Annotated in this window: 11 protein-coding genes and 2 tRNA genes; 7 read left to right on the top strand and 6 right to left on the bottom strand. The window is 44.3% G+C overall.

Annotated elements, in window-relative coordinates; all coding sequences use genetic code 11:
* Nucleotides 1-34: 34 nt before the first annotated feature.
* A complete protein-coding gene (locus tag ACP7BU_RS05735) occupies nt 35-1,312 on the bottom strand; it encodes an O-acetylhomoserine aminocarboxypropyltransferase/cysteine synthase family protein (protein ID WP_425879366.1) in 1,278 nt (425 codons plus the stop codon).
* A gap of 308 nt (nt 1,313-1,620) precedes the next feature.
* Here ACP7BU_RS05735 and ettA point away from each other — a divergent pair, with 308 nt between their 5' ends.
* Complete coding sequence (gene ettA / locus ACP7BU_RS05730; protein WP_005263915.1) at nt 1,621-3,282, top strand: energy-dependent translational throttle protein EttA; 1,662 nt, start codon at nt 1,621-1,623, stop codon at nt 3,280-3,282.
* Nucleotides 3,283-3,359: 77 nt separating this feature from the next.
* Here the strand turns inward: ettA and ACP7BU_RS05725 are convergent, their stop codons facing one another.
* The 5 genes from ACP7BU_RS05725 to ACP7BU_RS05705 all read right to left on the bottom strand — a co-directional run bounded on the left by ACP7BU_RS05725 (nt 3,360) and on the right by ACP7BU_RS05705 (nt 6,044).
* The gene (locus tag ACP7BU_RS05725) at nt 3,360-3,701 is read right to left on the bottom strand and encodes a membrane protein (RefSeq protein WP_004281123.1); all 342 of its coding nucleotides are present in this window, start codon (nt 3,699-3,701) and stop codon (nt 3,360-3,362) included.
* A 157-nt stretch (nt 3,702-3,858) separates the two neighbouring features.
* Nucleotides 3,859-3,934, bottom strand: a tRNA-Glu gene (locus ACP7BU_RS05720).
* 38 nt (nt 3,935-3,972) lie between these two features.
* Nucleotides 3,973-4,048: transfer RNA gene (locus ACP7BU_RS05715), tRNA-Ala, on the bottom strand.
* A 57-nt stretch (nt 4,049-4,105) separates the two neighbouring features.
* Nucleotides 4,106-5,614: a glutamate--tRNA ligase gene (gene gltX, locus ACP7BU_RS05710; RefSeq protein WP_425879369.1), complete on the bottom strand. Its 1,509-nt coding sequence runs from the start codon at nt 5,612-5,614 to the stop codon at nt 4,106-4,108.
* A 127-nt stretch (nt 5,615-5,741) separates the two neighbouring features.
* The gene (locus ACP7BU_RS05705; RefSeq protein ID WP_425879371.1) at nt 5,742-6,044 is read right to left on the bottom strand and encodes a hypothetical protein; all 303 of its coding nucleotides are present in this window, start codon (nt 6,042-6,044) and stop codon (nt 5,742-5,744) included.
* A 393-nt stretch (nt 6,045-6,437) separates the two neighbouring features.
* Here ACP7BU_RS05705 and ACP7BU_RS05700 point away from each other — a divergent pair, with 393 nt between their 5' ends.
* The 6 genes from ACP7BU_RS05700 to ACP7BU_RS05675 all read left to right on the top strand — a co-directional run bounded on the left by ACP7BU_RS05700 (nt 6,438) and on the right by ACP7BU_RS05675 (nt 13,489).
* Nucleotides 6,438-7,439 carry a sulfate ABC transporter substrate-binding protein gene (locus ACP7BU_RS05700; protein ID WP_425879373.1) on the top strand — a complete coding sequence of 334 codons (1,002 nt, stop codon included), beginning with the start codon at nt 6,438-6,440 and terminating at the stop codon, nt 7,437-7,439.
* 244 nt (nt 7,440-7,683) lie between these two features.
* A complete protein-coding gene (locus tag ACP7BU_RS05695; RefSeq protein ID WP_026055777.1) occupies nt 7,684-8,703 on the top strand; it encodes a sulfate ABC transporter substrate-binding protein in 1,020 nt (339 codons plus the stop codon).
* Nucleotides 8,704-8,887: 184 nt separating this feature from the next.
* Nucleotides 8,888-9,799: a 16S rRNA (cytosine(1402)-N(4))-methyltransferase RsmH gene (gene rsmH / locus ACP7BU_RS05690; protein WP_312586360.1), complete on the top strand. Its 912-nt coding sequence runs from the start codon at nt 8,888-8,890 to the stop codon at nt 9,797-9,799.
* A 76-nt stretch (nt 9,800-9,875) separates the two neighbouring features.
* Entirely contained in the window at nt 9,876-10,142 is a 267-nt protein-coding gene (ftsL, locus tag ACP7BU_RS05685) for a cell division protein FtsL (protein ID WP_370940785.1), read from the top strand.
* Between the two features lie 15 nt (nt 10,143-10,157).
* Entirely contained in the window at nt 10,158-11,981 is a 1,824-nt protein-coding gene (gene ftsI / locus ACP7BU_RS05680; protein ID WP_005108506.1) for a penicillin-binding protein PBP3, read from the top strand.
* Between the two features lie 11 nt (nt 11,982-11,992).
* Complete coding sequence (locus tag ACP7BU_RS05675; protein ID WP_425879376.1) at nt 11,993-13,489, top strand: UDP-N-acetylmuramoyl-L-alanyl-D-glutamate--2,6-diaminopimelate ligase; 1,497 nt, start codon at nt 11,993-11,995, stop codon at nt 13,487-13,489.
* Nucleotides 13,490-13,495: the final 6 nt, after the last annotated feature.

Raw genomic sequence — 13,495 nt, 5'->3', positions numbered from 1 at the left:
AATGATGAGGTTTCGAAGCGGCTCGGGCACCTTTTTAAACGGCCGCCAGCGCCTGTTCCAGATCGGCAATCAGGTCATCACTATGTTCAATCCCAATGGATAAACGCACCATATCCTCACTGACGCCTGCCGATTTTAACTCTTCGGCATTGAGCTGACGATGCGTAGTAGTCGCCGGATGGCAGGCCAGACTTTTAGCGTCGCCGATATTGACCAGACGGGTGAACAATTGCAGGGCATCAATAAAACGTGTGCCGCCTTCGAGACTATGTTCTACCCCAAAGGTCAGAATGGCAGAAGGTTTACCTTTCACATATTTCTGTGCCAAGGCATGCTGTGGGTGATCTTTCAGGCCGGCGTAATTGACCCATTTCACTTTAGGATGTTTTTGCAGATATTCAGCGACTTTCAGTGCATTTTCGGTATGACGTTCCATACGCAAGCTTAAAGTTTCCAGACCTTGCAGAATCAAAAACACATTCTGCGGACTGATCGCAGCGCCGGTATTACGCAGTGGCACTACACGCGCACGTGCGATATATGCTGCTTCCCCCAAAACTTCGACATAGTTCACGCCATGGTAGCTTGGATCAGGCGTATTCAGGGCAGGGAAACGTTCAGGATATTTACCCCACGGGAATTTGCCGCTATCCACAATAATGCCGCCAATGGAATTGCCATGACCACCGATATATTTGGTCAGGGAATGCACCACAATATCCGCACCAAAGTCGAAAGATTTTTGTAGTACTGGGGTGGCAACGGTATTGTCGACAATCACCGGTACGCCATATTCATGTGCAATTTTAGCAATGGCTTCCAGATCAATAATATTACCCAGTGGATTACCAATCGATTCGACAAAGACCAGTTTGGTTTTTTCATCAATCAAGTCACGCAGACTTTCCGGCTTTTCATAATCAAAGAAACGGACTTCAATGCCCTGTTTTGGTAGGGTATGGGCAAAGAGGTTATAGGTACCGCCATATAGCGTTGACACAGAAGCAATGTTGTCACCCGCTTCCGCAATGGTCTGAATCGCATAAGTAATCGCAGCCATGCCAGAGGCCAAAGCCAGCGCGCCAATTCCACCTTCCAGTGCTGCGACACGTTGTTCCAGAACCGCAGTGGTCGGGTTCATAATTCGGGTATAGATATTGCCCTGAACCTTTAAATCAAAGAGATCGGCCCCATGTTGAGTATTGTCAAAGGCATAAGACGTGGTTTGGTAAATCGGCACTGCCACAGCTTTGGTGGTTGCTTCTGGGGTATAACCTGCATGAATCGCAAGGGTTTCTGCTTTATAACTCATTCTGTTTGATCTTCTTGTTTAAGTTTATGGCTTGAGTGTAGCATTTTCACATATGAGTAAAAGTGCAATTTTATTGAAATAAATATATGAAATATTCATATATCGACCTGGATTTGAGTCGTTTATTTTACTGAAAACAACTGTTTAAAAAAACATCATCAATAAACTTGTAACAATGCATTGAAGTTCATGGCAATGGCTTATGTTTTCGCAGCTTTCTGCGTATAATAGCCGATTATTTTTTCGCTCATTTTTGAGCTGGGGTGGTTGTTTTAACCCCATTTGGTTTTTCAGTTGAGGAGTCCTACGTGGCCCAATATATTTACACGATGAACCGAGTGTCGAAGATGGTTCCGCCTAAGCGCGAAATCCTGAAAGACATCTCCTTATCATTTTTCCCAGGCGCTAAAATTGGTGTGCTTGGTTTAAACGGTGCAGGTAAATCTACCTTGCTTCGTATTATGGCGGGCGTAGATAAAGATTTCTCTGGTGAAGCACGTGCGCAACCGGGTATAAAAATCGGTTATCTTGAGCAAGAACCACCTTTAGATGAAACTAAAGACGTTCGTGGTAACGTCGAAGATGGTTTACGTGAACCGCTTGATGCCTTGGCACGTCTGGATGAAGTCTTTGCTGAATATGCAGCAGAAGATGCGGATTTCGATGCACTTGCGAAAGAGCAAGAGAAGCTTGAAGCGATTATCCAGACTTGGGATGCGCATAACCTTGCGAACCAGATGGATCAAGCAGCTGCAGCATTGAACTTGCCTGCTTGGGATGCAGATGTATCTAAGCTTTCAGGTGGTGAACGCCGCCGTGTGGCACTTTGCCGTTTACTTCTGTCTAAACCAGACATGTTGCTTCTCGATGAACCGACGAACCATTTAGATGCTTCATCTGTATCTTGGTTGGAACGTTTCTTGAAAGACTTCCCGGGTACCATCGTTGCGATTACGCATGACCGTTACTTCCTGGATAACGTTGCAGAATGGATCCTTGAGCTTGACCGTGGTATGGGTATTCCGTATCAAGGTAACTACTCTTCTTGGCTTGAGCAAAAAAATGCCCGTTTAGAGCAAGAGAACAAGCAGGAAGAATCTTTTGCTAAAGCATTGAAAAAAGAACTTGAATGGGTTCGTTCAAATGCCAAAGGTCAGCAAAAGAAAAACAAGGCGCGTATGGAGCGTTTTGAAGAGCTTAACTCACGCGAATTCCAGCAACGTAACGAAACCTCTGAAATCTACATTCCACCTGGCCCACGTCTGGGCAACAAGGTTGTAGAAGTTGAAGGCATCAGCAAATCGTTTGGTGATCGCTTACTGTACAAAGATTTAACGTTCACAGTACCACCTGCTGCAATTGTGGGTATCGTGGGTGAGAACGGTGCAGGTAAAACCACGCTATTCCGTATGATGACTGGTGAACAGCAACCAGATACCGGTACGGTAACGCTGGGTGAATCGGTTAAAGTGGCTTATGTCGGTCAGATCCGTGACACGCTAGACAACAACAAAACTGTTTGGGAAGAAGTGTCTGGTGGTTTAGATATCTTGAAGATTGGTGATTACGAAATCGCATCTCGTGCGTATATCGGTCGCTTTAACTTTAAAGGCCAAGATCAGCAAAAACGCGTAGGTCAATTGTCAGGTGGTGAGCGTAACCGTTTACAACTTGCGAAAATCCTGCAAATGGGCGCAAACGTTATCCTACTCGATGAACCATCAAACGACTTGGATATCGAAACCTTGCGTGCACTTGAAGATGCCATTCTGGTATTCCCAGGTACTGTGATGGTGATCTCGCATGACCGTTGGTTCCTGGACCGTATTGCAACGCACATCTTGTCATTCGAAGGTGAAACACCTGAATTCTTCACCGGTAACTATGCTGAGTTTGAAGAATATCGCCGTAAGCGTGATGGTGATGATCTTGTAGCGAAGCGTCAAAAATATCGCAAAATCGGTGTTTAATCATCTCCGACTTTTGTAAATAAAAAAACCAGCCTCAGGGCTGGTTTTTTTATGTTTATTATATGGTGGAGGGTAAATTAGATTTCCCACTCATGATTACATTCACGGCATTTCCATTTCTTTTGGGTTTGCATGAATGCCTGCATTGAAATTTTAAAATCAGGTAAGTCCTTATAGAACATAAAGCCTGCGATCAAAGAAAGAATAAAGACGATCACAGTCGCAGTCTGTAAAGTGGTACCTGCACCATCGCCAAAAATCCACATCGCGATGCTAATAATCACCAGCAATAGCAACAGGAACAGGGCAGGAACCAGAAACATTAAGCTTTTAGGAACCACTGGACGTGGAGCTGCTTGACCTGGCTGGGCCACTGGCATGATTTTCGGGCTTTGACACTTAGGGCAACGATATTGCATTACAACTCCAAAATTCTAAATTACTGATTATTTTATCGGAAGATGCGAAGAAACCGAAATATTGCCCAACATAAAATATACAGGCAATAAAAAACCCAAGTCGCAATGCTTGGGTTTTTTATAAGATGACCATAATATATTATGGTCATCTTGAATATGGCGTCCCTACGGGGATTCGAACCCCGGTTACCGCCGTGAAAGGGCGATGTCCTAGGCCTCTAGACGATAGGGACAATTGAGGCAAATAACACAGCTAAAGCAAGACTTGATTTGGTGGAGTCAAGGAGGATCGAACTCCTGACCTCTACAATGCCATTGTAGCGCTCTACCAACTGAGCTATGACCCCAGTCTGTGTGAGCGCTATATTAGGGATATCGCGCTCACACGTCAACACAAAAATTAATTAAGCTTGATCAACTGCTTCATTTTTCGGCAACTTTAAGCTTTCATTGAGTTTTTCCCAGACTTTCAGCTCTTTTTTGCTTGGACCACCGACAATTTCCAGCGCATGACGTAAACGTGCAAAGGTTAAATCAGGACCAATGGTCACCATCGTTTGCATCACGGGTGTAGACGCAGTCGAACCGGCGATCGCAATAAAGAACGCAGGCATGAAATCACGTAACTTGATTTCCATCTGTGTCGCCAAGTCCATCAAGGTCTGGCTCACCGTGTCGTTATTCCAAGTATACAGGCTTTCTAAACGCCAAATTGCGAATTGAAGACTTTGACGTACCTGTTCATCCGACAGTTTCTTGCTTTCAAACTGTTCTTTAGACAGGGTCGGGAAGTGGTTGAAGTAATGCGCAGACCAATTTACTGCTTCAGACAGCAGGTTAATACGCGGTTGAATCGCAGCCGCAATTTCTTCTAACTTGGCACGATCTGCTTTCCAGGCCAATAATGTGTCTAGAAGTTCAGCCGGGCTGAGTGCCTTGATCCATTGACCGTTTAACCAGTTTAGTTTCTCGACATCAAAGATCGGACCACCAAGTGATACACGTTTGATATCAAAATGTTCAATCATTTCTGCCAGAGTGAATTTTTCACTTTCATCTGGCATTGACCAGCCCATACGACCTAGGTAGTTCAACAAGGCTTCAGGTAGTACACCGATGTCTCTATAGTAGTTAATTGAGGTCGGGTTTTTACGTTTAGACAGCTTAGATTTATCCGGGTTACGCAGCAGTGGCATGTGGCATAGTACCGGCATGTCCCAACCGAAATATTGATACAGTAACTGATGTTTCGGCGCAGATGGAATCCATTCTTCACCACGAATTACGTGGGTGATTTGCATCAAATGATCATCTACTACGTTTGCTAAATGGTAGGTTGGGAGGCCATCGGTTTTTAGCAGGATTTGCATGTCTACTTGCGCCCATGGAATTTCCACTTCGCCACGCAGCATGTCATTGAATTTACATACGCCTTCGGTTGGTACTTTCATACGGATGACGTGTGGTTCACCAGCGGCCAAACGACGCTCAACTTCTTCTTGAGTGAGATTCAGACCGCGACCATCATAACGTGGCGACTCACCACGTGCCTGCTGTTCTGCACGCATTTGATCTAGTTCTTCTGCAGTTGCAAAACAGTAGAAAGCATGGCCTTTCTCTACCAGTTCCAAGGCATAATTTTTATAGATATCCATACGTTCTGACTGGCGATACGGCGCATGCGGGCCACCGACATCAGGACCTTCAGACCAGTTCAGACCCAACCAGCGCAATGAATCCAGGATCATTTTTTCAGATTCAGACGTTGAGCGCAGTTGGTCAGTATCTTCAATACGAAGAATGAATTCACCACCATGCTGTTTAGCAAAACATAAGTTAAACAAGGCGATATAGGCAGTACCTACATGCGGAAAACCAGTAGGAGAAGGTGCAATACGAGTACGAACAGTCATAGCCGGATCTAATCTTAGATATAAAATTGCAGCTATTATAGCGAAAAAGCCACATCACTTAATGCTTTATTCAACATTGAATGATGTGGCTTTTAAATCCGGGAATATTCAGCGCTGTTGATGCTGATTAAGAATGAGCACTCGAAAAAATACTTTGGACAAAGCGGGTGAAGCGGTAATTCTGTTCTGCAAAGAAATTTTGCGAAGGTGCGACTTTAAATGCAGTCAAGACTTTTAGATTATCTTCTGTTTGAAGTGTTTTTTCAGTTTTTTGTTGCTGAATCGCTTTTTCAATCGGCGAAGTCTTGCTTTCAACAGTGCTTACTGCAGGCTTCGGCAAGTCTGTCTTCACAACGACGGCATGACCGAGTTGAATCGAGAACAAAATAATCAGGCTTAGGATGCTGGCTGTGAATAATGTAAATTTCATATCCAAACTTCCTCCTTACTTCTGGTTGGTTTTATTTTGTTAAAAATGTTTTTTTAATACTCTGTCTACAATTTAATCACAGTTGATCATAAAGAAGTAGAACCAAGTCACATTTTTTACAAAATAAATAATATAACTCTGTGGAAAATTACCAAAAATCGTAATTTCCTGTTTTGGTGGCCTATTTTTAACAGACAACTGTGAAGAGAACGTGAAGAACTGTCTTATATTGTAGCAGAAGATTACTTTTCTAGCAGAATATGTATCCGGATTTAATTGTTAAAAGATATCTCAAAATCAGAAATAGATTGTAGGTATTGTTATAAATACATGATTGTTATGTTTATTTTTGATTTGTATAGTGCAGGTCATATAAACAATGAGTTACATCAAATGAAAAAAATAATAGCATCCGCAATCTTGACAATTTCAGTGGGAACAGCAGTACAGAATTCCATTGCCAAAGATTTCCTGAATGTCTCTTATGACCCGACCCGTGAATTTTATCAGGAATATAACGAAGAATTTGGCAAGTTCTGGAAGCAGAAAACCGGACAAACGGTTAATTTTAAACAGTCGCATGGTGGCTCAGGCAAGCAGGCGCGTTCAGTGGTCGATGGTTTACAGGCCGATGTGGTGACTTTGGCTTTGGCCAATGATATCGAAGAAATCGTCAATGCAGGTTTAATTGAGAAAGGTTGGCAAAAAGAGTTTCCGAGTAATTCGGCACCTTATACGTCTACGATTGTATTCTTGGTGCGTAAAGGGAATCCAAAGCAAATCAAAGACTGGAATGATCTGACCAAAGCGGGTGTAGATATTATTACCCCAAACCCGAAAACCGGTGGCGCGCCGCGTTGGATCTATCTTTCTGCTTGGGGTTATGCACTGAAACAGCCCGGCGGTAATGATGCGAAAGCCAAAGAGCTGGTGAAAAAACTTTATCAAAATGTCAAAGTGCTCGACTCTGGTGCCCGTGGTTCACTGACGACGTTTGCCGAGCGCGGTATTGGGGATGTGCTTTTATCCTGGGAAAATGAAGCCTTGCTGGCGACCCAAGGTCTGGGTAAAGACAAGTACGATATCGTTTATCCATCGATTTCAATTCTGGCCGAGCCATCGGTAGCGATTGTCGATAAAAACGTGAATAAAAATGGCACTACCCATCTGGCAAAAGGCTATTTGAACTATTTATATTCACCAAAAGGGCAGGAGCTTGCGGCGAAATATTTCTTCCGCCCGCGAGATACTAAAGTCGCTGCCAAATATTCGGTTCAGTTCCCGAAAATCCAGACCTTCACCATTGATAAAGTCTTTGGTGGTTGGGCCAAAGCGCAAAAAACACATTTTGTGAATGGAGCGATTTATGACCAGATTTACAATGAAAAAAGATAAGTAAGCGGTAGTCTAAATAGAATAAGGAAAATGGCTAAAGTGTTATCCATTTTTTTTATATCTAATGCATAAAATTCTATATATTAGAGATAAGTAGAATAATAAATAGTATTTTTCTTTTAAAAACATAATATTAATGCAGAAAAACCTTTCATTTTATCGTGTTGTGATGTTGTAGGGTGAATTGCGATAAATGATTTTATTTCATATAGTTATATCTAATGAAGATAAACTCTGTGCTGCCATGAAAACTCAATTAAAATCGTTATTTAGTGCTGCCTTATTGGCGACTGGTTTGGGTATGACCGCGACTGCTTCACAAGCAGCAGACCGTCAGTTTCTGAATGTATCCTATGATGCTACGCGTGAGTTCTATGATGAATTTAACAAATCATTTGGGGCTTACTGGAAAAACCGCACCGGTCTGGATGTGAATTTCAAGCAGTCTCATGGCGGTTCGGGCAAACAGGCACGTTCTGTGGTCGATGGCTTGAAAGGTGATGTGGTGACTTTGGCGCTGGCCAATGACATCGAAGAAATTGTGAAATCTGGTCAGATTCAGCCGGGCTGGCAAAAGGAATTCCCACATAACTCGGCACCTTATACCTCGACGATTGTATTCATGGTACGCAAGGGCAATCCGAAAGGCATCAAGGACTGGAATGACTTAACTAAACCAGGCGTGCAAATTATTACGCCGAACCCGAAAACGGGTGGTTTGCCGCGTTGGGTATATCTGTCTGCATGGGGTTATGCCGAGAAACAGCCAGGTGGTAATAAAGCCAAAGCACAGGACTTTGTCGGCAAGCTTTATAAGAACGTGAAAGTGATGGATTCTGCTGCACGTGCTTCAATGACCACCTTTGCCGAGCGTGGGATTGGCGATGTATTGCTGACTTGGGAAAATGAAGCCTTGGTCACGCAAAAAACCTTGGGTAAAAACAAGTTTGATATCGTTTATCCATCGATTACGATTTTGACTGAACCGTCAGTGGCGATTGTGGATCGTACCGTGGAGAAAAATGGCAATAAATGGTTAGCAACAGGTTATATCAATTACCTGTATTCACCGTTGGGTCAGGAAATGGCAGCTAAACATTTCTATCGTCCACGTAATGAAAAAGTATTAGCCAAATATTCAGCACAGTTCCCGAAAATCAAAACCTTTACCATTGATGAAGTCTTTGGTGGTTGGGCCAATGCACAGAAAACCCATTTTGTGAATGGTGCAATTTTCGACCAGATTTATAACAGCAAACGTTAATTGATCTGCGAAGTTATCTAGATTGAAAAAAGCCTCCAAAACTGGAGGCTTTTTTGTATGAGAAAAATGCTAAAACGGTTTTCTCTATGGAAAGTAATATTTATCTACAAAAAGTCGTTTGGAGCTTTGCCTAAACAGGGTGATAATGTGCAGTTAAATTTTTCCCCCTATTGATTGAGTTTTTATGTCACATATTTCTGTATTACTTCACGAAACGATTGATGCCTTGTTGGCGGGTCGCAATACGGGAACTTATGTGGATGGAACCTTTGGCCGTGGTGGACATACGCGTTTATTGCTGTCCAAATTAGATGAAAATGCACGTGTCTATGCCTTTGATAAAGATCCGCAAGCACTGGCTGTAGCGGCTGAACTCGAACAAGAAGATTCACGTTTTAAAATTATTCATGCCAGCTTTGCTGATCTGAAAGATGCATTGGCTGAGTTGGGCATTGAACAGGTCGATGGGTTAATGGCGGATCTCGGTGTTTCTTCACCGCAACTGGATCAAGCTGAACGTGGTTTCAGTTTTATGAAAGATGGCCCGCTGGATATGCGTATGGACAACTCGCAAGGTCCGACCGCAGCAGAATGGCTGACCCAGATTGAAGAAGAAGCGCTGGCGAATATCATTTTTAAATATGGTGAAGAGCGTTATAGTCGCCGTATTGCCAAGGCAATTAAGGCTGCCGGATATATTGATACCACGGCAAAGCTGGCTGAGATTGTAAAAGTAGCACACCCGAAATGGGAAAAAAATAAGCATGCTGCGACCCGTACTTTCCAGGCGATTCGTATTGCTATTAATAAGGAATTAGAAGATATTGAAATCTTCTTGCCTCAGGCCGTTGAAATCTTGAAACCTGAAGCACGTTTGGCGGTGATTAGCTTCCATTCACTGGAAGACCGTTTGATTAAACAATTTATTCAAAAAGAGTCAACGCTTGAAGAAGATTCAGGCTGGGGAATGCCACAACAACAGAAAGATACGCGACGTTTAAAGAAAGTTTCTCGTGTTAAAGCCAGTGATGAGGAGGTCAAAGCCAATCCTCGTTCACGTAGCGCATGGCTGCGGGTAGCAGAACGTTTAGCTTAATAGGCAGATCATGAAAACGGAAGTGGTTGATAAAAAAACAGAAAAATTGTGGCTGAAAAAAGTTACAATCTATCTCATGCTGATACTGATGGTCTTCATCAGTGCAGTATTTGTGGTATTTCAGGTATTTGAATACCGTCAGGATAACAGAAAGCTGAGTACCTATCTGCGTGAAAGGGATGACCTGAATGCAGAGTGGGGGCGTTTGCTGATTGAGCAGCAAACTTTCGGCGCGACGGCACAGATCGGTACGCGTGCAGTGACACAGCTGCGTATGTATTCACCTCCGGTTTCACAAAGTGTCGTGATTTCCTTACCACAAACTTCAGATGAGAAAAAATAAGGCTAGCGTTCCGACATGGTAGACAAGAGAAAGAAGCAACCGGTACGTAAAAAACAATCGGTCACCGACAAAAATGCCTCAAATGTTTATATCAATCGTTTTTACATCATGTGGGCGGTGGTGCTGCTGTGTTTTGTGACACTGATTTGCCGTGCTTTCTATGTACAGATTATTAATAAAGATTTTTTGCAAAATAAAGCCAATGCCAATATTTTAAGAACCAATACCATCAAGGCGATGCGTGGCGTGATTTATGATCGTAATGGCATTCCATTGGCGATCAGTACTCCGATCATGAAAATTGTGATTGATCCACGTGATTATTTTGACAATAAAAAACTCTATGACGAGACCATGCTGGCGCTGGAAAAAGAACCGAATAGCCGCAAGCTCAAACGTCAGCTACCGGATAAAAACCTGAATCTGGATGAGCTGGCTGATGCAGTCGGTATGGATCGGGCAGAACTGCGCAAAAAAATGGAAGAACGTCCGCGTTCACGTTATCTGATCCTGAAAAAAGAAGTTCCGCCACAACAGGCCGAACTGATCATGAAACGTAATTTTCAGGGTGTGTATACCGAGAAAAACTATAAACGTTATTATCCGCAGCCACAGCCGAACTCTCAGATTATTGGCCTGACCAATAGCGAAGGCAGCGGCATTGAAGGTCTGGAAATGCAGCTGAATAGCCGTCTTTCCGGCAAGGATGGCGAGCAGCAGATCATTCGCGATAAAAAAGGCAATCGGGTCAAAGAACCGGAAGTGATTAAAGAAGTTGAACCGGGCGAAAATATTACCTTAAGTATCGACTCACGTCTGCAATATATCATGTACCGTGAGCTGACTGCGGCCGGAGTTGCCAATAATGCCCGTTCAGCGACTGCGATTGCGGTAGATGTCAAAACCGGTGAAATTCTGGCGCTGTCATCATGGCCATCCTATAACCCGAATGATAAAAACAGCCTGCTCAATAAGGATGCGATGCGTAACCGCGGTGCAGTCGATTCTTTCGAGCCGGGTTCGACCATGAAGCCGCTGACTGTAGCGATGGCCTTGGAAAGTGGCAAATATACGGCGAATTCAGTGGTGAATACCACACCGGGCAGTATGCGGGTCGGTAATCATACCATTCGTGATACGCATAACTATGGTCAGTTGACCTTGGGTGGCATTATCCAGAAATCCTCTAACGTTGGTGTGGCGAAACTGGCCTTGTCGCTGCCGTATGAAACCTTACCAACCTTCTATAAACGTCTGGGTTTTGGTCAGCGTTCAGCAGTGAAATTCCCGGGGGAAAGTGCCGGTTTGATTCTTCCACCAAGCAAATGGAATGTATCAGAAGTGGCGACTATGTCTTATGGCTATGGTCTGAACGCCACCGTGTTACAACTGGCCGATGCCTATGCCATGTTGGCCAATAAAGGCGTGAAAATGCCGCTGAGCCTGTACAAGCTGGAAGAGCAGCCGCAGGGTGAACAGATGATCGATGCCAAGATTGCCGATCAGGTCCTGCTGATGATGGAAACTGCAACCTTGCCGGGGGGTACGGCGACTCGTGCCACCATTCCAGGCTATCGCGTGGCGGGTAAAACCGGTACTGCACATAAATTGCGTGCCGACCGTAAAGGTTATTCAACCAGTGAATACCGGGCTTTATTTGCCGGCGTAGCACCAGTCAGTGACCCACGGATTGCCATGGTGGTGGTAGTAGAAAATCCACAAGGCACTTACTATGGCGGTACGGTATCTGCACCAGTCTTTGCCCGCGTGATGCAGGAATCCTTGCGTCTGCTGAATGTCCCTCTGGACAAACCTTTAGAACCTCCCAAAGTCCAGTAAATAGGTGATCAATGTCTATTACATTTCAAGATCTCTACACCCCTCACGATGTCGCTGACTGGATGAAGCAATCCTTTCAGGGCTTCGAGCTGGATAGTCGTAAAGTTAAACCAGGACAGATTTTTATTGGCCTGACCAGCCTGTCACAATCGGAAAAAACTGCTCAATTTGCCCAGAAAGCCTTAGAGCAGGGTGCATTAGCTGTGATTTCAGAAACTGAACTGGATGTATCTCCAAATTTGGTGGTAGCAGATGTACGTCATCTAATGGGGCAATGGCAAAAGCAGTATTTGCAAGCAACCCAACCCGTTACGGCTGCGCGTATTCTTGCAGTCACCGGCACCAACGGTAAAACCACGATTTCTCGCTTGGTGGCTGAATTCATCATGCTGCAAGGCAAAGCTTGTGCAGTGATGGGCACTACAGGTAACGGCATTCTGCCAAATCTGGAAGCATCTTCGCATACCACCCTGGATGCCTTGCAATTGCAAAATGCCTTGCATAGCTATGCGCAGGCCGGTGCGAAGTTTGCCTCGATTGAAGCTAGTTCGCATGGTCTGGAACAAGGCCGCTTGAATGGTTGTGATATCGAGATTGCAGGCTACAGCAATTTGAGTCGTGACCATCTGGATTATCATGGAACGCTACAAGCTTATGCAGAAGCAAAGTCTGGTTTATTCCGGTTTGAATCTTTAAAAGTGGCTGTCATCAATATTGATGATGAGCATGCACAGATCATGCTGGATGCTGCGAAAAACAATCCGGCACAGCCTAAAATTTTGACTTATTCCACCACACAAAAAGCGGATTATCAGGTTCAGGATATTCAGTACAGCATTTCAGGTGCGACCTTTAAACTAAAAACTGCTTCTGCTGAATATGTGGTTAACAGTCCATTGCTGGGACATTTCAATATTGAAAATCTGGTCGCCAGTCTGATCATGGCGGAACAGGCCGGATTTGACTTGGAAAGTTTGATTGCAACTGTGCCACAGCTCAAAGGTGCGCCCGGTCGGATGCAGGTGTTGCGTGATGGCGAACGTCTGTTTGTGGTGGATTATGCCCATACCCCAGACGCCCTGACACAGGTTCTGGTGACCTTAAAGCGGCATGTCTCGAAAAATCTCTGGGCACTCTTCGGTTGTGGCGGCGACCGTGACCGCGGTAAACGTCCACTGATGACCCAAGCTGCTTTAGACGGTTCGGATATTGCAGTACTCACTTCTGATAACCCGCGGACCGAAGATCCGGCACAAATTTTTGCTGATATGAAAAATGATATCGACTTTTCCGGCAAAACCTATCATGAAATTCATGACCGTCGTGAAGCGATCAAGTTTGCGGTTAAACACGCGCAGGCGGGTGATATTGTCGTGATCGCAGGAAAAGGGCACGAAAATTATCAGGAAATTGATGGCGTACGTCACTGGTTTGATGACGTGGTCGAAGTGCAGGCTGCGATTGATGGCCAGCATTGCAACACAGATACCGCCTATTCAGCGCATTAGGATTCA

This window comes from Acinetobacter sp. 40AMC3-4 (assembly GCF_049898185.1).
Classification (GTDB): Bacteria; Pseudomonadota; Gammaproteobacteria; order Pseudomonadales; family Moraxellaceae; genus Acinetobacter.
The sequence above is the reverse complement of the archived record's forward strand: the minus strand, read 5'-3'. Positions and strand labels throughout refer to the sequence as shown.